The 25014-nt window shown below is 65.8% G+C and carries 20 protein-coding genes; 14 read left to right on the top strand and 6 right to left on the bottom strand.

Going from position 1 to position 25014, the window contains the following annotated elements:
- Positions 1–3: 3 nt before the first annotated feature.
- Together IPK75_02865 and IPK75_02860 are read right to left on the bottom strand one after the other, a co-directional pair.
- Complete coding sequence (locus IPK75_02865) at positions 4–564, bottom strand: pilus assembly protein (protein MBK8197287.1); 561 nt, start codon at positions 562–564, stop codon at positions 4–6.
- Positions 565–702: 138 nt separating this feature from the next.
- A complete protein-coding gene (locus IPK75_02860; protein ID MBK8197286.1) occupies positions 703–1149 on the bottom strand; it encodes a pilus assembly protein N-terminal domain-containing protein in 447 nt (148 codons plus the stop codon).
- A gap of 357 nt (positions 1150–1506) precedes the next feature.
- On the opposite strand from IPK75_02860, the gene IPK75_02855 reads away from it, so the two are divergent.
- From IPK75_02855 to IPK75_02810, 10 genes are all read left to right on the top strand, one after another.
- Positions 1507–1665: a Flp family type IVb pilin gene (locus tag IPK75_02855; protein MBK8197285.1), complete on the top strand. Its 159-nt coding sequence runs from the start codon at positions 1507–1509 to the stop codon at positions 1663–1665.
- A gap of 144 nt (positions 1666–1809) precedes the next feature.
- Positions 1810–2325 carry a prepilin peptidase gene (locus tag IPK75_02850; protein MBK8197284.1) on the top strand — a complete coding sequence of 172 codons (516 nt, stop codon included), beginning with the start codon at positions 1810–1812 and terminating at the stop codon, positions 2323–2325.
- A gap of 97 nt (positions 2326–2422) precedes the next feature.
- On the top strand, positions 2423–3271 hold the full coding sequence (cpaB, locus tag IPK75_02845; protein MBK8197283.1) for a Flp pilus assembly protein CpaB: 849 nt from the start codon (positions 2423–2425) through the stop codon (positions 3269–3271).
- A gap of 2 nt (positions 3272–3273) precedes the next feature.
- Positions 3274–4776, top strand: a complete 1503-nt coding sequence (locus IPK75_02840; GenBank protein ID MBK8197282.1) for a type II and III secretion system protein family protein — start codon at positions 3274–3276, stop codon at positions 4774–4776.
- A gap of 11 nt (positions 4777–4787) precedes the next feature.
- Positions 4788–5498: a CpaD family pilus assembly protein gene (locus IPK75_02835; GenBank protein ID MBK8197281.1), complete on the top strand. Its 711-nt coding sequence runs from the start codon at positions 4788–4790 to the stop codon at positions 5496–5498.
- A gap of 33 nt (positions 5499–5531) precedes the next feature.
- Positions 5532–6923, top strand: coding sequence for an AAA family ATPase (locus IPK75_02830; protein ID MBK8197280.1), 1392 nt, complete (start codon positions 5532–5534; stop codon positions 6921–6923).
- 27 nt (positions 6924–6950) lie between these two features.
- Positions 6951–8423 (top strand): CpaF family protein, encoded by a 1473-nt coding sequence (locus tag IPK75_02825; protein MBK8197279.1) that lies wholly within the window; start codon positions 6951–6953, stop codon positions 8421–8423.
- Positions 8424–8434: 11 nt separating this feature from the next.
- Positions 8435–9457: a type II secretion system F family protein gene (locus IPK75_02820; GenBank protein ID MBK8197278.1), complete on the top strand. Its 1023-nt coding sequence runs from the start codon at positions 8435–8437 to the stop codon at positions 9455–9457.
- A gap of 12 nt (positions 9458–9469) precedes the next feature.
- A complete protein-coding gene (locus IPK75_02815; protein MBK8197277.1) occupies positions 9470–10489 on the top strand; it encodes a type II secretion system F family protein in 1020 nt (339 codons plus the stop codon).
- Between the two features lie 52 nt (positions 10490–10541).
- Positions 10542–12044 (top strand): aldehyde dehydrogenase family protein, encoded by a 1503-nt coding sequence (locus tag IPK75_02810; GenBank protein MBK8197276.1) that lies wholly within the window; start codon positions 10542–10544, stop codon positions 12042–12044.
- Positions 12045–12053: 9 nt separating this feature from the next.
- On the opposite strand, the gene IPK75_02805 is transcribed toward IPK75_02810, so the two are convergent.
- Entirely contained in the window at positions 12054–13580 is a 1527-nt protein-coding gene (locus IPK75_02805; protein MBK8197275.1) for a cryptochrome/photolyase family protein, read from the bottom strand.
- A 217-nt stretch (positions 13581–13797) separates the two neighbouring features.
- On the opposite strand from IPK75_02805, the gene IPK75_02800 reads away from it, so the two are divergent.
- Positions 13798–14790 (top strand): toll/interleukin-1 receptor domain-containing protein, encoded by a 993-nt coding sequence (locus tag IPK75_02800; protein ID MBK8197274.1) that lies wholly within the window; start codon positions 13798–13800, stop codon positions 14788–14790.
- A gap of 77 nt (positions 14791–14867) precedes the next feature.
- On the opposite strand, the gene IPK75_02795 is transcribed toward IPK75_02800, so the two are convergent.
- Positions 14868–15773, bottom strand: a complete 906-nt coding sequence (locus IPK75_02795; protein MBK8197273.1) for a tetratricopeptide repeat protein — start codon at positions 15771–15773, stop codon at positions 14868–14870.
- A gap of 117 nt (positions 15774–15890) precedes the next feature.
- Here IPK75_02795 and IPK75_02790 point away from each other — a divergent pair, with 117 nt between their 5' ends.
- Positions 15891–17252, top strand: a complete 1362-nt coding sequence (locus IPK75_02790) for a leucyl aminopeptidase family protein (protein ID MBK8197272.1) — start codon at positions 15891–15893, stop codon at positions 17250–17252.
- A gap of 156 nt (positions 17253–17408) precedes the next feature.
- On the opposite strand, the gene IPK75_02785 is transcribed toward IPK75_02790, so the two are convergent.
- Both IPK75_02785 and IPK75_02780 read right to left on the bottom strand, forming a co-directional pair.
- Positions 17409–18074: a hypothetical protein gene (locus IPK75_02785; protein ID MBK8197271.1), complete on the bottom strand. Its 666-nt coding sequence runs from the start codon at positions 18072–18074 to the stop codon at positions 17409–17411.
- A gap of 112 nt (positions 18075–18186) precedes the next feature.
- A complete protein-coding gene (locus tag IPK75_02780) occupies positions 18187–18861 on the bottom strand; it encodes a hypothetical protein (GenBank protein MBK8197270.1) in 675 nt (224 codons plus the stop codon).
- A 62-nt stretch (positions 18862–18923) separates the two neighbouring features.
- Between IPK75_02780 and IPK75_02775 the strand changes: the two genes are divergently transcribed.
- Together IPK75_02775 and IPK75_02770 are read left to right on the top strand one after the other, a co-directional pair.
- Positions 18924–19796: an SDR family oxidoreductase gene (locus tag IPK75_02775; GenBank protein ID MBK8197269.1), complete on the top strand. Its 873-nt coding sequence runs from the start codon at positions 18924–18926 to the stop codon at positions 19794–19796.
- Between the two features lie 88 nt (positions 19797–19884).
- Entirely contained in the window at positions 19885–24879 is a 4995-nt protein-coding gene (locus IPK75_02770; GenBank protein MBK8197268.1) for an alpha-2-macroglobulin family protein, read from the top strand.
- Positions 24880–25014: the final 135 nt, after the last annotated feature.

Here is a 25014-nt window from a genome sequence, read left to right as displayed (position 1 = left end):
GCGTCAGGATCCGAACGGCTCGTTGCGGAACACGGCGGACGACTCGAGCAAGTGCTTGTTGCCGGCCATGTTCTGCAGGGGTTTGGACAGGACCGGGGTGATCAGGTCCCACTCATAGAACACCCGCACGGCCACGATGTCGTTGGGGCCGCCGGGCTGGTAGATGAAATCCTGGTTGACGAGGTTGCCATCGGAATCGAGCACCGACCCGCTCGGCGTCGAGGCGAAGTTCGAGACGACCCGCACGTCGATCGACAGGCGGGAATCGCAGTTCAGAAGATCGAAGAATTCGGCGCAGACCGACTGGCGGAACTGTTCGCGGGTGGTGGCGCTGCCCTGGGCCTCGCCGGTGCGCAGCGGGCGGGAGGCTTCAGAGACGGCATGTTCCATCACGGTCGACATGATGAAGATCAGGCAGACTTCGAGCAGGCCGAAGATGAGGAAGAAGAACGGGGCGGCGATCATCGCGAACTCGACCGCGGCGGCGCCGCGCCGGTCGTCGGCAAAGCGTTGCCAGCGCGCCTTGAAGCGGGCTGCGAGGCTGAAATGCTGTGCGCCGTCCATCGTGCCGATCCCCAACTGAGTCAGACCCGTGCGGTCTATCACGTGCCGGTTTGCGAGCGATTTACCCGATCCGTGAAATTTGCCGGATCGGGGGCCGGAACCGGGGCCAGAACCGGGAAAGGGGCCGCCAGTGAAGGCTTACCGGCCGTCGGTCAGTTCCTGCGATTGCAGCTGCTGGTCGATCAGGGCGGAGAAATGGTCCGGATCGTCGCCGATGCTCAGCACGGCCTTGCAGTTGGGCGAGCAATCATAGGTAAACGACTGGCCGGCCCGGTTGATGGTGACCAGCGACGTGGAATTGGTGGTGACCATGACGTCGGAATTGAAGATCTCGCGCCCGCCCTTGTCGAATACGATCAGGTTGGTCGTGCCGTAGCTCTTGCCGGTCACGAACAGGAGGCGCTCGTTGTGCACGGCCACGTCCGCAATGTTCTTGTTGCCGATCACGATGCTGGCGGCGTCGCCATTGATCCGGACGGGGATCGACTTGCTGGTTTCCACGAACAGCTGGTCGGCCGAAGCGGCTGCAGCAAAGGAAAGGGCAACGGCGCCGAGCGCAGCAGCTTTCAGGCAAGTCGTCTTCATACGGACACTCCGGCGTACAGGCATGCCGCAATATTCCAGACTTTGGTTTACTGATTCCTAACCGGGAACCTTCCGGGCCCTTCGCGCATAGGGCAGGAAACATCCTCGCCCGCCAGGCCGCGCGGCGCGCGCTATACTTCATAGTATATAGGCAGCGCAATCGCCGGGCGCCGGCCGTGAGGCCCGTGATTGCTGGCGATCCAGCCCCGCACCTTCACGGTAAACGAATCGCTGAAACGGCTTCACGACTTTTCTGAATCCTTCAATCAGGCGCAAAGAATGTTCGTGTACACCTGTCCTTGTTCCGGGAAGAAAAGTTCAAGCCGGGACATGTCAAATGCATGATGGGAGTTTCCAATGTTTGCACGTTTCCTGAAAGACGAGTCGGGCGCCACCGCTATTGAGTACGGCCTCATCGCCGCCCTCATCGCTGTCGCCATCATCGGCGGCGTCTCCGCTCTCGGCACCTCGGCCAACGCTACGTTCGTCGAAGTTTCGGACGCGATCGCTGGCTAATCGCCACTAGTCAGCTAGTCTGGCTACGGAGCCGCCGGGGACATCCCCGGCGGCTCTTGCGATTCCGGGCCCCGCCCGTGCGCGAAAGGCTTCATTCAAACTTTTGCGGCAGCGTGCGCGCACATCCCGACGGAGCTGCCCCCAATGATCCTCACCGCCCTCGCCGGCCTTTTCCTGGCCCTCTGCGTCTTTGCCGCGCTGCATGACGTCAACCGGCTGACCATTCCCAACTGGCTGAACCTGACGCTGGCCGGCCTGTTCGTGCCGGCGGCGCTGGTCTCCGGCGTTCCGCTCGAAATCCTCGGCGGGCACATCCTCGCCGCCGGTCTTGCCTTCGTCATCGCCTTCGGCCTGTTTGCCTTCCGCGTATTCGGGGGAGGGGACGCCAAGATGATCCCCGCCGTGATCCTCTGGATGGGCCCGTCCGCGGCGCTGCCGTTTGCCTACTACATGGCCATCGTGGGCGGCGCCTGCGCCCTCCTGCTGATGATCGGCAAGCGGAGCGTTCCGGCCTCGTCCGTGCCCGGATTCATGCGCGCGCCGTTCGAGGAAAAGGGCGGCGTGCCCTACGGCGTCGCGATTGCCGGCGGGGCGATCCTGGCCGGGGCTGCTTCGCCGCTACTGCTTGGATTTTATGAAGCGATCGGCCTGGGCGGTTAACGTTCCTTTAGGCGCAGCATGCGAATTTCAAGTTGAACGAAAAGGCTTGCTGCGTCCCGTGGCAACCTGAGCCTTCGAGCAAAAGGAGTGGCGCCGTATGTCGCCGATGCGTATCATCATCCTGCTTATGGCGCTGGCAGCAGCGGGAGGCGCGGCCTTCCTCGTCCTGCAGCTGAGCAAGCCCCGGATCCAGACCGAAACCGTCACGCGCGAACAGCTCCTGATCCAGGAGAAGGAAGTTTCCGAAGTCGACGTGCTCACCGTGACGCGCGACTTCGCGGTCGGCGAGACGATCAAGGCCGAAGAGATGAAATGGGCGCCGTGGCCGAAGGCGAGCCTGGTGGAAGGCTATTTCGTCGAGACCACCGTGCCTGCCTCCATCGAGACGCTGACCGGTTCGGTCGTCAAGACTGCGCTCTACAAGGGCGAGCCGCTGATGCCGCAGAAGATCGTGCAGAAGGGCCAGCAGGGTCTGCTCGCCACGATGCTCGATCCGTCGATGCGCGCTGTCTCCATCGAGATCTCCGCCGAATCGGCCTCCGGCGGCTTTGTCCTGCCGAACGACCGCGTCGACCTGATCCTCACCTATGACCAGAAGGCTGACCCGGACCGCGGCATCAGCGAACGGACGATCTCCACAACCGTCATCCGCAACGTCCGTGTGCTGGCAATCGACCAGAACTATGCCGTCAACGCCGAAGGCGAAACCGCGCGGCTCGGCAGCACCGCCACCATCGAGGTTGCCCCCGAAGAGGCCGAGCTCGTGGCCATGGCCCAGCGCGTCGGCGACGTGTCGCTGTCGCTTCGCCCGCTCGACACCGAAATCAGCGGCACCGACCGCTTCCCGCGCACCGACCTACTCGAAGGCACCAGCGGCGCCGCCGGGGCAGGGATCACGATTGTGCGCAATGGCAAGTCAGCGCCGGCCGGCGTGGGGGGCAACTGAACATGCGTATCCTGAAGATCCTCGCCGTCTCCGCGATCCTTGCGGCCGGTCCCGGCCTGCCGGTGCCTGCCCAGACAGTGCCGAACGGCATGGGAACAACCATCACCTCGGCCGGCAACAGCACGACCTCGCGCAATGTCACGGTGGGCGTCAACAAGTCGGTGATCATCGAGCTTGAGGCACCGGCCGCTGATGTCGTGATCGCCAACCCGGAAATCGCCGATGCCGTCGTCCAGACCTCGCAGCGGATCATTTTCCGCGGCGTGAAATTCGGCCAGACCAGCGCCCTCATCTTCGACCGGGCCGGGCGCACGCTGCTCGACCTGTCGATCTATGTCGAAACCGACATGGCGGCGCTGAGCGAAACAATTGCGCGCCACGTGCCGGATTCGCGGGTGAAACTCGAAAGCCTGAATGGCAGCATCGTGATGACCGGCTCGGTCGACAGCCTTGCGCAGTCAGATCAGGTGAAGAAGCTCGTCTCCGCCTACTTCCCGGTGGGCAATGACGCGCCGCAGATCGTCAACATGCTGCACGTCACGGCGCCGGACCAGGTGCTGCTCGAAGTGCGCATCGTCGAGATGCAGCGCAACGTCGTCAAGCAGCTCGGCATCAACCTGTCCGGCGTGCCGAGCTGGGGCGATTTCGAATCTGCCGCGCTCAGCCCGCCCTTCGCTGCGGCCGCCGAATTCACCAGCGGACTCGGTTTCCCGATCCAGGGACGCTCGCTCGGCGGCCTCACGACCGAACTCGACTATACCAACTACAATGGCGGCAACTTCCAGTCGCGTGCCGGCGCTGCCATCAATGCGCTCGAGCGGATCGGCGTGGTCAAGACGCTCGCCGAGCCGAACATGGTTGCGATGTCAGGCGAGAGCGCCAAGTTCCTTGCGGGCGGCGAGTTCCCGGTTCCGGTGGGACAGGACAACCAGGGCCGCATCACGGTTGAGTTCAAGCCCTACGGGGTCGGTCTCGGCTTCACGCCGGTGGTGCTGTCGGAAGGCCGCATTTCGCTGAAAGTGTCGACTGAGGTGTCGGAGCTGACCTCGCAGGGCGCTTTCCAGGGCCAGCGCCAGCAGGTCGTCGATGCCGATGGCAATGTCATCCAGGTCGAAGGCGTTACCTTGCCGGGCCTGACGGTACGCCGCGCCGAATCTACCATCGAACTGCCGTCGGGCGGCTCCATGATGATGGCCGGCCTGATCACCTCCAAGGACCGCCAGAACCTCGACCAGGTGCCGGGCCTCAAGAAACTTCCGGTGCTCGGCGCATTGTTCCAGTCGCGCGATTTCATCTCCGAGGAAAGCGAACTGGTCGTCATCGTCACGCCTTACCTCGTCAATCCGGCTGCCAAGGGCGAGCTTCGTACGCCTGCGGACGGTTTCGCCAACGCCTCGGATGCCAAGACCATCTTCTTCGGCAAGCTGAACGCGACCTACGGCCGCGACGGCGCACCGGTGAAGGCTGAAGAATACCGCAGCCCTGTGGGCTTCATGGAAGAATAGGGGATAGAGCAATGAGCAACGCCTCCAGACCAAACCTCAAACTCCTCGCGCTCGGCGCCGGCCTCCTGTCGCTCGGCGCCTGCGCTTCCAGCGCGCCGACGGCCTTCTCGGACACCTATCTCGAAGGCACGGCGCTGAGCCGCAACGAAGTGACCGTGGCCAAGCGCACCGAGTTCCTCGAAATCGCGATCAGCCCGGAAGCCAGCGAGCTGTCCTCGACCGACCGTGCGCGCATCCGCAGCTTTGTCGGCGCCTACGCCCAGAGCGGCCATGGTCCGCTGGTGATGTCGCTGCCGGCGGCGAGCGCCAATCCGCAGCTCGCGGTGACGGCGGTGGCCGAGGCCCGCGCCATCGCCTGGGAAAACGGCATCCAGTACGACGAGATTTCCGGCGCGGCGCACGGCGCCGGCGAAGCCTTCTCGCAGCCGATGATCCTGGCCTACCAGGCCTATGATGCCGTCGCGCCGGACTGCGCGTCCAAGGGTACGCTCGATTTCAGCGATGTTTCGTCCAACAACAACCTGCCGACGCTCGGCTGCTCGGTGCGCACCAACCTTGCCGCCATGATCGCCGATCCGGCGGACCTGCTCGGCAACCGCCAGCTCGACCAGAGCGACCTCGCGCGCCGCGAAGTCATCCTCGCGAAATTCCGCCTCGGTGAAGTCACCGGCGCAGAACGCTCACGTGAAGAATCCGGCGCCATCTCGCAGGCAGTGAACTAGGCCGGCGCGTCCGGCAACAGGAGTACGCGTAACATGGGCAAGGAAACGGCACTGTTTGAAGATGACTTCGGCACCGAGTTCGAAGACGTCTTTGCCGAGGACACGCTGACCGGGGCGAACGACCCGGCTCCGGAAAATCCGTTTGCGGAGCAACCGGTGCAATCGGTATCGGACTTCTCGGCCAAGGCCATGGCGCCGGCGCCGTTCACGTTCGCGCCGCTGGAACAGTCGGGCGGCGACGCCGTGCTGCCTGCCATCTCGATCAAGCTCTTCTACGAGCGCGAAGAGACGCGCGAACTGCTGCAGGTCTGCGCCGCCGACCGGCGCATGGGCCGCGCCACGGTGCAATACATTCCCGGCGGCATCCCCGCCGCCATCGCGGACCTGCGCGCCAACACGACACCCAACCTGCTGATGGTGGAATCCTCCGCCCAGGCAAGCCAGGTGCTGCATGAGATCGACGCGCTCGCCGAGCATTGCGACGAGCATGTGAAAGTGCTGGTCATCGGCGCCGTCAACGACATCAGCCTGTATCGCCAGCTGGTTGCGCGCGGCGTGTCAGAATACCTCGTGCCGCCGTTCCAGCCGCTGTCGATCATCCGCTCCATCTCGAGCCTGTTCGCGGACCCGGATGCGCCCTTCCTCGGCAAGCAGATCTCGGTGGTCGGCGCCAAGGGCGGGGTAGGGGCCTCGACGATTGCCCACAACCTTGCCTGGGCGCTCGCCGAGAACACGCATGTCAACACCACGCTGGTCGACCTCGACCTGTCGTTCGGCACCACCGCGCTCGACTTCAACCAGGACACGCCGCAGACCGTGGCCGATGCCCTGCTGGCGCCGGAGCGCGCGGACAACGCGGTGATCGAACGCCTGCTGGCGCGCGCCACCGAACGCCTCTCGCTGTTCACGGCGCCGGCCAATATCAACCAGATCATGGACATCCCGGACGAGTCCTATTCGCTCGTCATCGACAGCGTGCGCCGCAACGTGCCCTACATGGTGCTCGACCTGCCGCACGTCTGGAGCAACTGGGTGCGCAGTACACTGATTGCCTCGGACGAAGTCATCATCGTCTGCCAGCCGGACCTTGCCTCGCTGCGCAACGGCAAGAACATGATCGACCAGCTGAAGGGTCACCGCGTCAACGACCACGCGCCGCGCCTCGTGCTGAACATGTGCGGCGTGCCGAAGCGGCCGGAGATCCCGGTGAAGGACTTCGCCGCTGCCATCGGTGTCGATCCCGAGATCGTCGTGCCGTTCGAGCCGGAAGTCTTCGGCATGGCGGCCAACAACGGCCAGATGATTTCGGAGACCTCGCCGGTCGCCAAGTCTTCGGTTGCCATCGACCAGCTGGCGAGCCGGCTGACGGGCCGCGCCGTGCAGCTGGAAGAGAAATCTTTCCTCAAGAAACTTCTGGGCAAGTAGGCCGGGTTCGACTGAACGGGTAGGCATATGTCTTTCGGAAAACGCTCTGGCTCAACGGCCCCTTCGCTTCCCGGCGCACCCGCCGCTGCGGTGGCCGCGCCCAAGCCGGCTGCGCCGAAACCTGCCGCGCCTGCGCCGGCTGCCGCTGCGGCGCCGGCCGCGCCGGTCAAGCTGAAGACGCCGGAATTCAAGCCGGAGCCGGTCCGCAAGGTCAACCAGCACTCCGAACAGTATTACGCTACCAAGACGACCGTCTTCAACGCGCTGATCGACACGATCGACCTCTCCCAGCTTGCCCAGCTGGACACCGAGAGCGCGCGCGAGGAGATCCGCGACATCGTCGTGGAAATCATCAGTATCAAGAACGTCGTGATGTCGATCTCGGAGCAGGAATACCTGCTCGACGACATCTGTAACGACGTGCTCGGCTATGGCCCGCTGGAGCCGCTGCTGGCGCGCGACGACATCGCCGATATCATGGTCAACGGCGCCGACACGACCTATATCGAGGTCAACGGCAAGATCGAGCGCACCAACATCCGCTTCCGTGACAACGCGCAGCTGATGAACATCTGCCAACGGATCGTGTCGCAGGTCGGTCGCCGCGTCGATGAAAGCTCGCCGATCTGCGACGCGCGCCTGCTGGACGGCAGCCGCGTGAACGTTATCGCGCCGCCGCTGGCGATCGACGGGCCGACGCTCACCATTCGTAAGTTCAAGAAGGACAAGCTGAAGCTGCAGGACCTCGTGCGTTTCGGCTCGATCAGCGAGGCCGGCGCCGAAGTGTTGCGCATCATCGGACATAGCCGCTGTAACGTGCTGATCTCCGGCGGTACCGGTTCCGGCAAGACGACGCTGCTCAACTGTCTCACCGGTTTCATCGAGCCGGGCGAGCGCGTCATCACCTGCGAAGACTCCGCCGAACTCCAGCTGCAACAGCCGCACGTCGTGCGTCTCGAGACGCGCCCGCCGAACATTGAAGGCTCGGGCGAGATCACCATGCGCGACCTCGTCAAGAACTGTCTGCGTATGCGTCCTGAGCGGATCATCGTGGGCGAGGTGCGCGGACCGGAAGCGTTCGACCTCCTGCAAGCGATGAACACGGGCCACGACGGCTCGATGGGCACGCTGCACGCCAACTCCGCGCGCGAAGCCCTGAGCCGCGTCGAATCCATGATCACCATGGGCGGCTTCTCGCTGCCCGCCAAAACCATCCGTGAAATGATCGTCGGCTCGATCGACGTGGTCGTGCAGGCCTCGCGCCTGCGCGATGGCTCGCGCCGCATCATGGGCATCACTGAAGTGCTCGGCCTGGAAGGCGACACGATCGTGCTGCAGGACGTGCTGAAATACGAGATCGACGGCGAGGACGACAACGGCAAGATCATCGGCCGCCACCGCGGCATGGGGATCGGCCGGCCGCGCTTCTGGGAACGTGCGCAGTATTACAACATGGAGCGCGAGCTGGCTGATGCCCTCGACGCGCTGAACAACGCCTGATGAGCAGCAATATCATTATCCTCCTCGTTGCCGTGCTGGCCTTCGTCGCGATTGTCGGCGTCGGCTTCACCCTGACAAGTGGCAAGGGCGACGCCGCCAAGAAGCGGGCCCGCGAGATCGGGGCAGGGCGCGCGCCGCAGATGTCGAAGGCGCTCAGCAAGACAACCGACGACACCGCCAAGCGCCGCGCCAAGACGCAGGAAATGCTCGACAACCTGCGCAAGCAGGACAAGGAGCGCCGGCAGAAATCCGCAAACCAGGATATCGGCTCGAAGCTGACCCAGGCGGGCCTGGAAATGCCGATCACGATGTTCTGGATCGTCTCGGTGATCGCCGGCATCGTCTGCGCGGGCGTTGTGTGGATGTCCGGCGCCGACGGCCTCGTCATCAATGGCATCAGCCTCAAGAGCCGCCCGGTGCTGTGCGCCGCGGCGCTATTCGCCGGCACGTTCGGCCTGCCGCAGTTCGTGCTCAACACGATGATCAAGGGCCGTCACAAGAAGATGGTCAACCAGTTCGCCGACGCGCTGGACGTGATCGTGCGCGGCGTGCGCACCGGCCTGCCGCTGAACGAGTGTATCCGCATCATCGCCAAGGAAAGCCCCGAGCCGCTGCGCAAGGAGTTCCTGACCTTTGCCGACAACCTCTCGATGGGCGCCGGCCTCGAGCGTGCCCTGAGCCAGCTCTACAAGCGCATGCCGCTGCAGGAAGTGAACTTCTTCGCCATCGTGCTGATGATCCAGTCGAAAGCGGGCGGTAACCTCTCCGAAGCGCTGAACAACCTCTCGACCGTCATCCGCTCACGGAAGATGATGCGCGAGAAGGTGAAAGCGCTGTCGTCGGAAGCCAAGGCCTCGGCCTTCATCATCGGCTCGCTGCCCTTCGCGGTGGGCCTGATGGTGTTCATGACGACGCCGGACTACATCATGGAACTGTTCCTGACCGAGACCGGGCACGTCATCCTCGCGATGGCGGCCGGAATGATGGGCGCAGGCATCACCGTGATGCGCAACATGATCAACTTCGACATGTAGGGGGCGCCGGCAATGTATGAGTTCCTCGTCTCCTTCACCAAGCCTGACACGCTGGCGGCTTACCTGGTGTTCGCCGCCGTGTTCGGCACCTTCCTGACGCTCGCCATGCCCTACCTGCAGGGCAACAAGCTGGAGACGCGCCTCAAGGCGGTCGCCACGCAGCGCGAAAAACTGCGCAAGCAGAGCCGCGCGGCGCTTGAGAAGAAGGGCCTTCGCCGCAAGGACGATTCGCTTGTCGGCGACATCTCCTCGAAGCTGAACCTCGCCAAGGCGCTGGAAGATCCGAACGTCGTCAAGCTGATGAACCAGGCTGGCCTACGCGGTCCGGGTCCGATCTCGGCGTTCTACTTTGCACGGATGATCCTGCCCTTCGTCGGCGCGCTGGGCGCTTATCTCTACATCTTCTACGTCAACGACCACGGCCTCAACATCACGATGAAATACGGCTCGCTCGCCTTTGGCGCGGCGGCCGGTTTCTACGCGCCGAACCTCTACATCTCCAACATGGCCCAGAAGCGCCAGAAGTCGCTGATGCGCGCCTTCCCGGACTCGCTCGACATGCTGCTGATCTGCGTCGAGGCGGGCATGTCGATCGAAATGGGCTTCAACAAGGTCAGCCAGGAAATCGGCACGGCCTCGCCGGAGCTGGCGGAGGAATTCGGCATCACGGTGGCCGAGCTCTCCTACCTGCCGGACCGCCGCCAGGCCTACGAGAACCTTGCCCTGCGCACCGGCCATGAAGGCGTGAAAGCAGTCTGCATGGCGCTCGGCCAGGCGGAGCGTTACGGTACGCCGCTCGGCGATGCGCTGCGGATGATGGCCAAGGAAAACCGCGAGATGCGGATGTCGGAAGCCGAGAAGAAGGCCGCCGCCCTGCCGGCGCAGCTGACCGTGCCGATGATCCTGTTCTTCCTGCCCGTGCTGTTCCTCGTCGTGCTGGGCCCTGCCTACATCAAGTACCAGAAGATGCAGGAAAAGAACGCTGCCGCGCCGCAGGTGACCGAGTACGTCGTCAACCGCGATTTCGCCTGATCCCGGCGGGCGGGGGCTTTCCCCGCGCGCGGGGCGCCGCTAGACCCGGCGCATGAGCCTGATCCCGCTTGCTTCGGCAACCCTCGCCCGATTCTCCATTCCCTCGGCCGGCACCGCCGGCACGCTGGCCTGCCGTACGCCTCTGTCCGGCGAGGTGCTCACGCACCTGACTCCGGACGCGCCGGCCAATGTGGAACTGGCCATCGCCCGCGCGGCGGCGGCCTTCGCTACCTGGCGCAGCGTGCCCGCGCCGCGCCGGGGCGAACTGGTGCGCCTGCTCGGTGAGGAACTGCGCGCAGCAAAAGATGACCTCGCGACGCTGGTGACGCTGGAGGCGGGGAAGATCCCCGCCGAAGCGATGGGCGAAGTGCAGGAGATGATCGACATCTGCGACTTCGCGGTCGGCCTCTCCCGGCAACTGCATGGACTGACGATTGCGTCCGAGCGGCCGGGTCACCGAATGATGGAGACCTGGCATCCGGCGGGGATCACGGCGGTCATCACGGCGTTCAATTTCCCGGTGGCGGTGTGGGCGTGGAACGCGGCGCTGGCGCTGGTGTGTGGCAACCCGGTGATCTGGAAACCGTCGGAGAAGACGCCGCTGACGGCGCTGGCCGTGATGGCGGTTTTTACACGCGCGGTGCAGGCCTTTGGCGAGGCGCCGGAGGGGCTGGCGGCGTGCCTGATCGGCGGGCCGGAGATTGGCGCCGCGTTGGCCGCCGATGCGCGGATCGCGGTGGTTTCAGCGACAGGCTCGACGCGGATGGGCCGGGCGGTCGGCCCGGTCGTGGCGGCGCGGTTCGGCAAGACGATCCTTGAGCTGGGCGGCAACAATGCCGGCGTTGTTTGTCCGTCTGCGGATCTTGACCTGGCAGTGCGGGCGATTGCCTTCTCGGCGCTGGGAACGGCGGGCCAGCGCTGCACGACGATGCGTCGGCTGTTCGTTCATGCCTCGATTGCGGACGCGCTGGTGCCTCGCCTCAAGTCGGCCTGGGCCTCGGCCAAGGTCGGCAATCCGCTGACGCCGGGCGTGCTGGTTGGCCCGCTGATCGACTCCGCTGCGGGCGAGGCGATGACGGCCGCGCTGGCCGAAGCAAAAGCCGCGGACGGCGAGGTGTTTGGCGGTGAAGCGGTAGAGGCCAATGGCGGGGTCTACCGCCGCCCGGCACTGGTGGTCATGCCGGGGCAGGTGGGGCCAGTCCTGCGCGAGACGTTTGCGCCGATCCTCTACGTGATGACGTACACGGAGCTTTCCGAAGCCATCGCGCTGAACAATGCCGTGGCAGCGGGGCTTTCCTCCTCGATCTTCACGACCGACCTGCGCGAGGCGGAGCGGTTCGTGGCGGCGTCCGGCTCGGACTGCGGGATCGCGAACGTCAATATCGGCACCTCCGGCGCCGAGATCGGCGGCGCGTTCGGCGGCGAAAAGGAAACCGGCGGCGGACGCGAGTCCGGTTCGGATTCCTGGAAGGCCTACATGCGCCGGGCGACCAATACGATCAACTATTCCAGCGCGCTGCCGCTGGCGCAGGGCATCCGTTTTGATACGGACTGACCTGCGGATCTAAAGCGTCTCGAGGAAGGCCGCCGCGCTGGCCCGGTAGGCCTGCTGCTTGTCGTCCGGCATGCGCGCCCAGGCGGCGTACATCTGGCGCATCCGGGGATTGTCCTTCAGGCGGGCTTCGTTGCGGGCGAGGAAGTCCCAGTACAATGAATTGAACGGGCAGGCGCCTTCGCCATATTTGCGGTTCACGTCATAGGCGCAGTTGCCGCAATGGTCGGACATGCGATTGATATAGGCGCCGCTGGCGGCATAGGGCTTCGAGCCGAGCTGGCCACCGTCCGCATACTGACTCATGCCGAGCGTGTTCGGCAGCTCGACCCATTCGAACGCATCGGCATAGACCGCAAGGTACCATTCGTGGACCTCGTGCGGATCGATGCCCGCGAGCAGCGCGAAGTTCCCGGTGACCATCAGCCGCTGGATATGGTGCGCGTAGGCTTCGCGCTTCGTCTGGCCAATGGCGGCGCGCATAGAGGCCATGTCCGTCTCGCCGGTCCAGTAGAGGGCGGGCAGGGGCCGGGTGGCCTGCAAGGCGTTCTGCTCGCGGTAAGCCGGCATTTTCAGCCAGTAGAGTCCGCGCACATATTCGCGCCATCCGATGATCTGGCGGATGAACCCTTCGGCGGCGTTCAGCGGGGCATGCCCTGAATAGTAGGCCGCCTCCACCTGGCGGCAGGCGTGCAGGGGATCGAGCAGGCCGGCATTGATGTAGAGCGACAGGACGGAGTGGTAGAGGAAGGGTTCGCCTTCCAGCATCGCGTCCTGGAAGTCGCCGAAGCGGGGCAGGGCCTCTGCGATGAAATCCTGCAGCGCCGCCTCGGCGCCTTCTGCCGTGACGGCGAACCAGAAGGGTTCAAGGTCTCCGAAATGCTCGCCGAAGCGGGTCGCGACGAGATCGAGCACGCCGCGTGTGATCGCGTCTGGCGCTGCCGGGCGCGGGCGGGGCATGAACAGGTCGGCTTTCGCGGGCTTGCGGTTCTCGGCGTCGTAATTCCATTGGCCGCCAGCGGGGGCGTCGCCGTTCATCAGGAGGCCGGTCGCCTTGCGCATCTCGCGGTAGAAATATTCCATCCGCAATTGCTTGCGGCCTGCGGCCCATTGCCGGAAGCGGGCCTGCGAGCAGAGGAAGCGGGTGTCCTCGAAGATGTCGACCGAACGGCCGAGCGCCGCCTGCCAGGTGTCCATGTCGGCACGCACCCGCCATTCGCCGGGCTCCAGCACGCAGATGCGTTCGGGACCGTGCTGCGCGGCGGCGCGCTCGACCTCGCCCCGGAACGAGCCGCGATTTGGGTCGTCATCCAGGCGGACATAGTCCACCGTCCAGCCGTCTTCGCGCAGCGCCGCGCAGAAATGGCGCATGGCCGAGAGGATGAAGGCGATCTTTTTCTTGTGATGGCGCACATAGGTGGTCTCTTCGGCCACCTCGACCATAAGGATCCGGTCGCGCGCGCGGTCGCCCGCCAAGAGGGCAGGGTTGCGCATGGACAGCTGGTCGCCCAGCACGAGGATGAGGTTCCGGATGGTCATCCGCAGGAACTAGGCCACGCGCCGGGCTTGTCGAGCGACCTCCTGTGGGTGGCGCTTAGAATCCGGCCTGATGCACCGTGACCGGATTAAACTCAGCGTCTATCATCACAGCAATTCTCGAGTTTAGCGGTGTGGCATCTAGTTCGATCCCGCACTTCATGGTGCCGCCTTCTACTTTCACTATTGCGGAAACGACTCATTTCGATTGCTATCCTGGATGAAGACATCGAAAATCGAGGCGTCGATGACCTATGTGTTTGTGTCGTATTTTCGCGAAGACGTTTCCAAAATTCGGCCGCTTTTGGACGCGTTGGATAAGCTTTCCATTGCCTACTGGATTGATGAGGTAGGGATGGAACTTGGCGAACAGTGGCGTGAAAAGGTCAAACGCAAAATTGATCAAGCAGGCGCGTTTCTTCTATGTGTTTCAGACCAATTCTATCTGCGTCCGACGTCCTATGTTCACGCCGAATTGGCGATTGCCATTGAACGCGCCAAAACACTCGCGCCTTCGGTACCTTGGCTGTTACCCATATGCCTTGATCAAACTAAACTGCCGGAAGTTTCAATAGATGAAACACGCAGTTTGACGGATCTCCATAGCATTCGTTTGGCAGATGGGGACTACAATGCGATTGAGCACACAGCATTGCGGTTAAATGCCATTTTGACCAACCCGTCGCTATCGCTGGCCAACATTGTAGTAACCTCACTAAAAATTGCTTTTCGTCCGACTATCATAGCAGGTGCGGAGCCTTTTCGAATTGAAAGCCTACTTTACTACCACGACCTGCATCCGTCCGGTGGAGACATTCTTCTCGCAGACGGTTCGTGGATGCCGTTTCCTGAGTACTGGAAGGCATATTCAGATTGGTTTTTCGACGATCTTCGACGCCGCGAGAACAAGCAAGGAGGTCGAGTTGATCGGCCCCACGAGCCCAAAGTCGTTGTGTCAAATAGTTCCTTGAGATTTCAAGTGCGCCCGGGCCGGATCCACCTCACTGCTGCAAGCTTTGAACATGAGCAGGTGATTGGGCAGTACGGCCAGAAGCAGGGAACTACCGTCTCCAAATGGCATTCAAACACGATTTCGTTTGATGTCGGCGCACGCGAAACAAAAATATTGTTGCTACGAGATACGCCAGCTTCTGGCTTTTTGTGGCGCAATCGTCCGACCAAATCTGATTACTACTTCACGGAAATTGGGTAGGGTTGGCTTCACTGGCGATCGCACAGCGAATGTGCTCGATCTTGAGTGAGGTCTGCGCACTGTTTGTCGCGTGCAATTTAATTCCGTAGGCGGAGGGTTCGGCCGGGGGAGTCTTCGACCGGGGTGGTCGGGGAGGCGGCCGGGGTTTCGGCGGGCGTGTTCAGGGCGGCGACGGCGGTCGGTTGCGGCGTGTCGGCGAGTGCGTCCCAGCTGCGGGCGGGCTGGATCAGCGCGCGCAGGAGCGCGACGTTCTGGTCGACGACCTGGTCCGGGGCGCTGGCTTCGCTCAGCGTCTTCATCTCGTCAAAGCGGCCCTGCAGGCCGAGGACGAGGGCGAGGTTCTCGGTGACGCGGGCGCCGGCGTCGGGATTGGCGGCGGCGGCGCGCAGCTTCGCTTCGGCGCCGGCAAGGTCGCCGGACAGGACGAGCGAGAGGCCGTAATTGGTCAGCGTGGTGGTGCGGTAGGGCTCGATCTCGAGCGCCTTCTGGTAGGCGGTCTGGGCGAGGCGGTGCTGGCCCTGACGGTCGTAGGTGGTGCCGAGGGCGGCCCAGGTTTCGGCGCGGGCCGGTGCGACCTCGACGGCGCGGTTGAAGGCGCGACCGGCACTGGGGATGTCGCCCTTGGCCATCTGGATTCGGCCCATCAGCATCAGCGCGTCCGCATCGTCCGGATGTACGATCAGCGCCTTGGCGAGCACGTCGATGGCGCGGTCATGGCTGCCGATCTCGCGCAGGGCGCGGGCGAATTCGAGGCTGACTTCGAGGTCTTCCTCGTTCTTGAGGTTTTCCTTGGCCCAGAAGTTGGCGCGGGTCAGCGGGTCGGCGCGATTGGCAGCGGCGCGTTCCTCGGCAGAGGCTGGCTGCATGGCCGCTTTCATGGCGCGTTCGGCATCCTTGTCGGCCTTCGGCGCCGTGGCGCAGGCGGACGTGGAGGCGGCGATGGCAAAGGCCAGGAGGGCCAGGGACGTTTTGGCGCTGGACATCTGGGGGCTCCATGTCTGGATCGGTCGCATCATCCCGGATATTGAACGGGCGGGGTCAAGGTTCGGTTAACGCCGCCGGGGCCGGCCTTAACCACCGCAAGCCGTCAGGAAAAAGCCATGCACAAGAGCTTCACGACCAAGCCGAAGCACGCCGCGCGTGTTTACCTCTACACTGCCCGCAGCTTTGCGGACCTGAAGGACGATCCGTTCCCGGGTGCGCGGGCGATCGCGGCGGCGCAGGGCTTTACCGGGGCGGCGGGGCAGACGGTGCTGGTGCCGGGCGAGGACGGTCGGGTCGCCGAGGTCGTGTTCGGGCTCGGCGCGGGCAAGGACGCGCTGGCGGTGGCGGCGCTGTCGGGTAAGTTGCCGCAGGGCGATTACGAGATTGCCGAGGACAGCGGCCAGCCGTTCGCGAACATCGCCTCGGCTTGGGCGGACGGGGCGTACCGTTTCGAGCGCTACAAGAAGGACAAGTCTTCGCCGCCGCGCCTGAAGGTGCCGGGCGGCAAGGAGGGCGAGCAGCTCGCCCGCGAGGCGGACGCGGCGGCGCACCTGCGCGACCTCGTCAACACGCCGGCGGCTGACATGACGCCGGCCGGGCTGGAAGCCGAGATGGCCGGGCTGGCGAAGGCGCATGGGGCGACGCTGAAGGCGGTCGTCGGCGATGACCTGCTGACCGAGAATTACCCGATGGTGCATGCGGTCGGCCGGGCGGCGGGGGTGGCGCCGCGGTTCCTGGAGCTGACCTGGGGCGATTCCTCGCATCCGAAGGTCGCGCTGGTGGGCAAGGGCATCACGTTCGACTCCGGCGGCCTGAACATCAAGGGCGGCGACGGCATGCGGATCATGAAGAAGGACATGGGCGGGGCGGCGCATGCGATCGCGCTGGCGGAGCTGGTGATGGGCGCGAAGCTGCCGGTGCACCTGAAGCTTTATGTGTCGGCGGCGGAGAATGCGATTTCGGGCAATTCCTTCCGGCCGGGGGATATCCTGTCCAGCCGCAAGGGGCTGACGGTGGAGATCGACAATACCGATGCCGAGGGGCGGCTGGTGCTTGGCGATGCGCTGGCGCGGGCGTGTGAGGAAGATCCGGACCTGCTGATGGATTTTGCCACGCTGACCGGCGCGGCGCGCGTGGCGCTGGGGGCGGACCTTGCCCCTCTGTATACGGATGATGAAGCGTTGGCGGCGGATGTGCTGGCGGCGTCGGCGCGGACGGGTGATCCGGTCTGGCGAATGCCGCTGTGGGACCCCTACCTTGCCGACCTGAAAAGTCCGGTTGCAGACCTGGTGAACTCCGGCGGCAGCTTTGGCGGCTCGATCACGGCGGCGGTGTTCCTGAAACAGTTCGTCACCGCGAAAAGCTGGGCGCATTTCGACATCTGGGCCTGGCGCAAGGCGAAGTATGGCCGCCCGGATGGCGGCGCGCCGTGCGGGCTGCGCGCGGTGTGGTCCATGCTGGAAGCGCGGTACGGGTGAGGGGTGTTGGGGTAGACGGCGTCGCCCCCTCCGTCAGTCCGCTGCGCGGCCTGCCACCTCCCCCGTAAACGGGGGAGGATGACGCAGCATCCGGAAGCACCCTTATCCTCCCCAGCGGTGCGGGGGAGGCGCTTTCGGCGGCAAGGCGCGCTGACGTCAGGACGTGTTGGCGAGGCGGGGCCAGGCGGCTTGCGTGGCCGCGTCGAGGTCGGCGAACAGGGACTTGATGCGCTCGGTGCGGGCGGCCTTGAGGCCGGGCGGCGGCGCGGTCCTGAGCGGCCGCGCCGCGGGCCGGGTGCGGGCGAGGCGGCGCAGCAGGCGCTGGGCGCAGCGGTCCGGATCGGCGCAGGCATTGCGCAGGGCGGCCAGGCGCATGACGAAACGCTGGTTGAAGGTGTCAGGGCTTACCGGCGGCGCCGGGCGGGCTGGCGGCGCGTCGCCGAAGATGGAAATGCGCGGCTGCGGGCCGCGGGGCCGCGACATGCGGACAGGTTCGGTGAGACGGAAGGCGGGCACGCGGGTGGCGCGCGGCTGAGGCGCGGCCGGGGGCATGGGCGGGTGTGTGCCGGGGCGCGGATGGGCGGCGCGGCGGGCCAGCGGCTTCATGCGGGCGGCGAGCAGCCAGATGGCGCGGCGGACCAGCGCCTCGCACGGTTTGATCACGGTACGGAGGAACGTGCGCAGGAGCGCGGGTGTCAACGCGGCCGCGGGGAGGTCGCGCAGCTGGTTGAACACGAAGGCGACGAGGCCGGCCGACAGCTCGCGCGCTTCGCCGATCAGGGCGGCGGCGGGATCAGGGAAGGTGGGGCGGGGCTCGGTCATGCAGGCAGTATAACCCGGCCCGGAGGGGGTCTGCATAAGTTTGCCGGATTATCTTGCAAGTGCTTGAAATCACGAGGGCTGAACCCCCGAATTTTGTTGCATAAGCCGGGGGTCAGTCGACCCGTTCGATCCCGCCATCGGCCTCGGCGAGGCGCATCGCTTCACGGACGCGGCCGCGCACCAGAAGGGTGTCGATATTCTTCGGATCGGCGGCCATGGCGGCTTCGACATCGCGCATCGCGAGGTCGTACTTCTTCTTGTTGAGGTTCACTTCGGCGCGCAGCTGGTAGGCCGGGCCGTGGCTGGGGGAATTGGCGATCGCGAGGTCGAGGTCGGACATCGCCTTGTCCCAGTCTTCGAGCATCATGTAGGCGCTGGCGCGGTCGAGCAGCAGGTCGAGCGTGCCGGGCGCGAATTTCAGGGCGTCGGAAAACGTGGTGACGGCGATGTCCGGCATGCCGGCCATGATCCAGGCCTGGCCCGCCTGCGAGAGGTAGACGGCGCGCTGTTCGGCGGTGCCGCCATCGGTGGAGGAGGCGAGCGATTGCAAGCGGTCGGCGCCGGTCTCGTAATTGCCGAGGGCGATCAGGGCGAGGGCGGTACACTGGCGGGCGCCGGGGCGGTTGCCCTCGAAGGTCCAGGCGAGGCCGTCCTCGTAGGCGTTTTCCGGATCGGTCTCGATCTTGGCGACGCAGGCCTCAAGGCGCTCCTGCTCCTTGACGGCGAGCTGGGCGCCGGTGGATTGCAGCATCAGCACGGTGCCGGCAGCGAGGGCGATCAGGGACATGGGCAGGCGACTCCGAAACGGCTATCCAAGCGCTTTAGGCTATGGCGTACCGGCTTAGGCAAATGACATCCCGGCAATCTCTGCTTTTTGTTTTCGGACTTGGCTATAGCGCCCTGCAGCTGGCCGGCCGGCTGCGGGCGGCGGGCTGGGCCGTGGCGGGGACCGTGCGGACGGCGGAGAAGGCGGCGCGGCTGCAGGCCGCCGGCATTGCGGCGCAGGGCTGGGACGGGACCGGGCCGGTGGAGGTGCCGGCGCGCGCGCACTGGCTGGTGACGCTGCCGCCGGGGGCGGAGGGGTGCCCGGCGGCGCTGGCGGCGGGGCTGCAGGCGGAGACGGCGGCTTCGGTGACCTATCTCTCGACGACCGGCGTTTACGGCGATCTCGATGGCGGCTGGGCCTTCGAATGGAGCGAGGTGGCGCCGGGATCGCGCCGCGCAGAGGCGCGGGTGACGGCGGAAGCGCAATGGCTGACGGTGAGCGAGGGGCGCGCGCGGATCGTGCGGCTGCCGGGGATCTACGGGCCGGGGCGCTCGGCCTTCGACCGGTTGCGGGACGGCACGGCGCAGCGGGTGGTGAAGCCGGGTCAGGTGTTCTCGCGGGTCCATGTGGACGACATCGCGGGCGGGCTGGCGGCGCTGCTGGCGAAGCCGGATGCGCGCGGCGTGTTCCACCTCTGCGACGACCTGCCGGCGCCGCCGCAGGATGTGACGGCAGAGGCGGCGCGTCTGCTGGGTGTGCCGGTTCCGCCGGAGGTGGATTTCGAAGCGGCGGGGCTCAGCGAGATGGGGCGCAGCTTCTATGCCGAGTGCAAGCGCGTCTCGAATGCGCGGGCGAAGGCGGCGCTCGGATGGCGGCCGGCGTATGCGACCTACCGCGAAGGGCTGGCGGCGATCCTGGCGGCGGAGACGGGCCCGGCCGGCACGCAATCTCCTTGATTATTCTTGCTTCCGCCGGATTCGCGCCCCGTTGGCGCCGCCCGGTTCCTGTGTAAGAGTTGAAGCAGAACCGGGAGGAGTCAGGTCAATGTCATTCATGGTACGCGGCCAATGGGGGGGCCTGCGCACGCTGGCCACAGCAGCACTTTTTGCACTGGCGGCCTGTGGGGGTTCCAACAATGTGAAGGACCCGGGTGACAACAGCGACGCGCAGGTGATGGTCGAGCGCTCGCCCGCCGACGAAGTCGCCGCCCGCAAGCGGGAAGAGGCGCGCCAGCGCGCTGCCGATGCTGCCAACCAGGAATTCTCCTACTTCCGCTACCGGATCGACACCTCCACCGAACAGCCGCTGGCCTGTTTCGTGTTCTCCGCCGCGCTTGATCCGAAAACGGACTATTCTCCCTATGTCGAGTTCAAGCCGGCCTTCCGGGCGGCCTATTCGGTGGAAGGGCGCGAGCTGTGCGTCGGCGGTCTGAGCTTCGGCACGACGCGCACGGCGACGATCCTCGCGGGCTTGCCGGCGGCAGACGGGCGGACGCTGAAACGCGCCGAGACGGTGCCGGTGGACTTTGCTGACCGGCCGCCGTTCGTCGGCTTCAAGGGCACGGGCGTGATCCTGCCGCGCGAGAATGCGGATGGCCTGCCGATCGAGACGGTGAACGTCGACAAGGTGCGCGTGGTGGTCAGCCGCATCAATGACCGCGCGCTGGTATTCAAGAACATCAATGCTGGCACCACCACGGGGCAAGGCCAGTGGTCGTGGATGTGGGGACCGGATTCGCCGGAGGATGTCGGCGAGGAGCTGTTCACCGGCACGATGGAGATTGCCAATACGGCGAATGCGCCGGTGGTGACGGTGTTCCCGCTGCAGGACGTGGTCGGGCCGATGAAGCCGGGCGCGTATTTCGTCAGCGTGACGGATGCGGCGGAGCTTTCGGATGCGGAAGGTCCGGCGGCCTCGTCGGGCCGGTGGATCCTGCTGACTGATCTGGCGCTGACGGCGTATCGCGGCGAGAACGGGCTGGACGTGACCGTGCGCTCGCTGAAGGACGGCAAGACGGTGAAGGGCGCGACGGTGCAGCTGATCGCGGCCAACAACGCGGTGCTGGCCGAGGGCAAGCCGAACGACCAGGGGCGGATCACGTTCGATGCGCCGCTGATGAACGGGCAGGGCAACATGGCCCCGCGCCTGGTGCTGGCGACGGCAGCGGACGGTGAACTGGCGGCGCTCGATCTTGCGCGCGCGCCAGTCGACCTGTCGGAAGATGACGTTGGCGGGCGCCAGACGCCGGGCCCGGTGGACGCCTATGTCTATACCGATCGCGGCATCTATCGGCCGGGCGAAAGCGTCGAGCTGACGGCGATGCTGCGCGACCGCGCGGGCCGGCAGGTGACCGGGCGCAACGGGCACCTTGTGGTCTACCGTCCGAACGGGCTGGTCGCCTCGAAGGTGCGGTTCACCGATCCGGCGCCGGGCGCCGTGCTGTCGACCTTCGCGCTGCCGAAGGGGGCTTCGCGCGGCGAGTGGCGCGCGACAATCGAGATTGACGGGATCACGGCGACGGCGGGCGAAGCGCGCTTCGCGGTCGAGGATTTCGTGCCGCAGCGGATTGCGGTGGATGTGAAGGCGGATGAGACGAAGCCGCTGAAGGCGGGCGGGGTGCGCGATGTCGAGATCGACTCGCGGTTCCTGTATGGCGCGCCGGGCGCGGGCCTGACGGTGAAAGCCGAGGCACGGCTGGAGGCCGATCCCGCGCCGTTCGCGGCGTTCAAGGGCTTCACCTATGGACGGCATGACCAGACCTTCGAGGAACAGATCCTCGAGTTCGATGACACGACGACGGACGGCGCCGGCAAGGCGGTGATCCGCCTGTCGCCGGGCACGGCGGGGTCGAATTCCGGCCTGCCGCTGCGCCTCAATACGGTGGTCAGCGTGCTGGAGCCGGGCGGGCGCGCGGTCGCCGAGAGCGTGCGCGTGCCTTACCGGCCTGAGGCGCTGTATGTCGGCGTGAAGCCGGCCTTCGAGTCGAGTGTCGAGGAAGGCGGCGAGGCGAAGTTCGAAGTCGTCTCGGTGAATGCGGACGGCGTGGCGGTGGCGCAACGGCTGAGCTGGAAAGTGCTGGCGATCGACTACCACTATGACTGGTACAAGGACGGCGACCAGTGGACCTGGCGACGGTCGCGCACGGTGACGAAGGTCAACGAGGGCGTGGTCAACACGCCGGCGGGCGGCACGGCCGAGATCAAGGCGCCGGGGCTCGAATGGGGCAGCCATGAGCTGATCGTCGAAGGCCAGGGCGCCAATGCGAGCGCCGGGGCGAGCAGCAGCTTCTATGTGGGCTGGGGCGGCTGGACCAGCGAGGACGGCACCGAAGCGCCGGACCGCGTGAAAGTGGTCGCCGCCGAGAAATCGCCGAAAGCCGGCCAGAATGCCGAGCTGACCATCGTGCCGCCGTATGACGGGCAGGCGCAGGTGGTGGTGGCGACCGACCGTGTGCTGACGGTGCAGAATGTGGCGGTCTCCGCCAAGGGCACCAAGATCACGCTGCCGGTGACAGCCGACTGGGGCGAGGGCGCCTATGTGATGGTGACGGTGTATTCGGGCCGCGACCCTGTGCTGCGGGCCAAGCCGCGCCGCGCGGTGGGCGTGGCGCATGTGCCGGTGGACATGGACTCGCGCACCTTCAAGGTGACGCTGGACGCACCGGCGATAGCCCGTCCGCGTACGGAGCAATCGGTCGAGGTGAAGGTGGAAGGCGGGCCGAAGGAGAAGGTCTACCTGACGCTGGCCGCCGTGGACGAAGGCATCCTGCAGCTGACGAAGTTCAAGTCGCCCGATCCGGTGGCCCATTATTTCGGCCGCAAGGCGCTGGGCGTGGAACTGCATGACGATTACGGCCGCCTGCTGGACCCGAACATGGGCCTGCCGGCGGAAGTGCGCGTCGGCGGTGACCAGCTGGGCGGCGAGGGCCTGACGGTGGTGCCGACGAAATCGGTGGTGATCTTCTCGGGCCTCGTGGAAGTCGGCCGCAACGGGCGGGCGAAGATCCCGCTGGCGCTGCCGGAGTTCAACGGCGAGCTGCGCCTGATGGCGGTGGCCTGGTCGGCGACCGGCCTTGGCCATGCCGAGCAGAAGATGAAGGTGCGGGACAAGGCGCCGGCGGACCTGGTGATGCCGCGCTTCCTGGCGCCGGGCGACGAGGCGGTGATCACCGCGTCGATCGACAACGTCGAGCTTGCGGCCGGCCAGTTCACGGCGAAAGTGTCGGGCGGCCAGCAGGTGACGGTGGCGGAAGCGGCGCTGATGCGCACGCTGGGCAAGGCGCAGCGCGCCGATGTGCCGGTGCGTGTGTCGGCGAAGGCGGAAGGCATTTCGCCGCTGCGCCTCGAAGTGACGGGCCCCGAGAAATATTCGGTGACCCGCAGCTACGAGATCCAGACGCGCTCGCCCTACCTGCCGGAATCGCGGGCCACGACGAAACTGATGCGCCCGGGCGAGACGTTCAGCGTCGCGCGCGACGTGCTCCGCGGGTACGTGCCGGGCTCGGTGGATGTGGCGGTCGGCTTCTCGCCGATCCCCGTCGATCCGGCGACGCTGTATGCTTCGCTCGACCGCTATCCCTATGGCTGCACCGAACAGCTGACGAGCCGCGCGCTGCCGCTGATCTATTCCGAGCAGCTGGTGGCGATGGGCGCGAAAGGCTCGCGCGACAATGCGCGGGACAAGGTGCAGGTGGCGCTCAACACCATCCTCAACCGTCAGGGGGCGGACGGTGCGTTCGGCCTGTGGCGTGAGGGCGACGGCTATGCCACGCCGTGGCTTGGCGCTTATGCGACCGACTTCGTCTACCGCGCCAAGCAGGCCGGCTATTCGGTGCCGGACGAGGCGCTGAGCCGGGCTTACGGCGCACTGCGCAGCGTGGCCACGGGCGATGCCTGGCGGGTGTATGGCTACGACACGGATGTGTACGAGGGCCAGTATTCGACCGACACGCAGCAGCAGATGATGTACCGGTCGTCCGCCTACGCCCTTTATGTGCTGGCAAAAGCCGGGCAGGCGGACATCTCTCGCCTGCGCTACCTGCATGACCGCGAGCTGGACAATATCGCCAGCCCGCTCGCCCGCGCGCATATCGGGGCCGGCCTCGCCTATCTGGGCGACCGGGCCCGGGCGGCCTCGGCGTTCAAGTCGGCGGAAGCCAAGCTCGGCTACAAGAATGACGGCGACTATTACCAGACGCCGCTGCGCGACCTCGCCGCGATGCTGGCGCTCGCCTCGGAAGCCGAACTACCTGATGTGGTGGACCGGCTGGCGACGAAGCTCAGCAAGGACGTGCCGGAAGCCTCCAGCCTGACGACGCAGGAGAAGTCCTACATGCTGCAGGCCGTCAACGCCCTGACCAAGGGCGAGGCCGGCGTGCAGGTCAGTGTGACCGGCCTTGGCAATGGCAATGACAACCAGCGTCAGTACATGCTGACCGAAGCGCAGGCTTCGGGCGGGGTGAGCTTCAAGCTGAATGCGAAGGCGCCGGTGTTCCGCACTGTGCTGGTGACCGGGGCGCCGTCGTCGCCGCCGCCGGCGGTGTCGTCGAAGCTGAAGGCCGAGAAGCAGTTCTACACGCTGCAGGGCTCGCCGGTGAAACTCGACCAGGTGCGGCAGGGCGACAAGTTCGTGGTCGGCCTGACGGTGACGCCGGACGAGCGCCGCCTGAACCCGGTGATCGTGGCGGACCTGTTGCCGGCCGGTTTCGAGATCGAGACGGTGCTGCGTCCGGCGGACGCCCGCGTGGTGGAGTATGACTGGTCGACCGGTGAGGACCGCGTCCGGGCGGGCGCGTTCGACTTCCTCGGCACGATTGCGCAGGCGCAGACGTCGCAGGCGCAGGACGACCGGTTCGTGGCGGCCATCAACGTCTATGATGACGCGGTGACGCTGGCCTACGTGGTGCGGGCGGTGACGCCGGGCACGTTCGCGCTGCCGGGGGTCGTGGCGGAGGACATGTACCGGCCGGAAGTGTTCGGCCGCTCGGCGCCGGGCCGCGTGACGATCCTCGCCGCGCAGGGTACGGCCGGCGGCAAGTAAGGGGGCGGCGTTGCAGTTCCCGGCCGCGTTTCTGGCCAAGTACGGGGCCAAGTTTGGGGCCAGGCTCAGATCCTTCGCGGGGTCTGACGCCTGGCCCCGGCGGCTTGTGGCGGGGCTGGTGGGCCTCGTGGCAGC

The sequence above is a fragment of the Acidobacteriota bacterium genome (assembly GCA_016712445.1).
Classification (GTDB): Bacteria; Pseudomonadota; Alphaproteobacteria; order Caulobacterales; family Hyphomonadaceae; genus Hyphomonas.
The sequence above is the reverse complement of the archived record's forward strand: the minus strand, read 5'-3'. Positions and strand labels throughout refer to the sequence as shown.

Excerpts from the sequence above, each read along its gene's own strand:
- IPK75_02865 (MBK8197287.1), bottom strand. The coding sequence starts at position 564 with ATGGACGGCGCACAGCATTTCAGCCTCGCAGCCCGCTTCAAGGCGCGC.
- IPK75_02860 (MBK8197286.1), bottom strand. The coding sequence starts at position 1,149 with ATGAAGACGACTTGCCTGAAAGCTGCTGCGCTCGGCGCCGTTGCCCTT.
- IPK75_02855 (MBK8197285.1), top strand. The coding sequence starts at position 1,507 with ATGTTTGCACGTTTCCTGAAAGACGAGTCGGGCGCCACCGCTATTGAG.
- IPK75_02850 (MBK8197284.1), top strand. The coding sequence starts at position 1,810 with ATGATCCTCACCGCCCTCGCCGGCCTTTTCCTGGCCCTCTGCGTCTTT.
- cpaB (MBK8197283.1), top strand. The coding sequence starts at position 2,423 with ATGTCGCCGATGCGTATCATCATCCTGCTTATGGCGCTGGCAGCAGCG.
- IPK75_02840 (MBK8197282.1), top strand. The coding sequence starts at position 3,274 with ATGCGTATCCTGAAGATCCTCGCCGTCTCCGCGATCCTTGCGGCCGGT.
- IPK75_02835 (MBK8197281.1), top strand. The coding sequence starts at position 4,788 with ATGAGCAACGCCTCCAGACCAAACCTCAAACTCCTCGCGCTCGGCGCC.
- IPK75_02830 (MBK8197280.1), top strand. The coding sequence starts at position 5,532 with ATGGGCAAGGAAACGGCACTGTTTGAAGATGACTTCGGCACCGAGTTC.
- IPK75_02825 (MBK8197279.1), top strand. The coding sequence starts at position 6,951 with ATGTCTTTCGGAAAACGCTCTGGCTCAACGGCCCCTTCGCTTCCCGGC.
- IPK75_02815 (MBK8197277.1), top strand. The coding sequence starts at position 9,470 with ATGTATGAGTTCCTCGTCTCCTTCACCAAGCCTGACACGCTGGCGGCT.
- IPK75_02810 (MBK8197276.1), top strand. The coding sequence starts at position 10,542 with ATGAGCCTGATCCCGCTTGCTTCGGCAACCCTCGCCCGATTCTCCATT.
- IPK75_02805 (MBK8197275.1), bottom strand. The coding sequence starts at position 13,580 with ATGACCATCCGGAACCTCATCCTCGTGCTGGGCGACCAGCTGTCCATG.
- IPK75_02800 (MBK8197274.1), top strand. The coding sequence starts at position 13,798 with ATGAAGACATCGAAAATCGAGGCGTCGATGACCTATGTGTTTGTGTCG.
- IPK75_02795 (MBK8197273.1), bottom strand. The coding sequence starts at position 15,773 with ATGTCCAGCGCCAAAACGTCCCTGGCCCTCCTGGCCTTTGCCATCGCC.
- IPK75_02790 (MBK8197272.1), top strand. The coding sequence starts at position 15,891 with ATGCACAAGAGCTTCACGACCAAGCCGAAGCACGCCGCGCGTGTTTAC.
- IPK75_02785 (MBK8197271.1), bottom strand. The coding sequence starts at position 18,074 with ATGACCGAGCCCCGCCCCACCTTCCCTGATCCCGCCGCCGCCCTGATC.
- IPK75_02780 (MBK8197270.1), bottom strand. The coding sequence starts at position 18,861 with ATGTCCCTGATCGCCCTCGCTGCCGGCACCGTGCTGATGCTGCAATCC.
- IPK75_02775 (MBK8197269.1), top strand. The coding sequence starts at position 18,924 with ATGACATCCCGGCAATCTCTGCTTTTTGTTTTCGGACTTGGCTATAGC.
- IPK75_02770 (MBK8197268.1), top strand. The coding sequence starts at position 19,885 with ATGTCATTCATGGTACGCGGCCAATGGGGGGGCCTGCGCACGCTGGCC.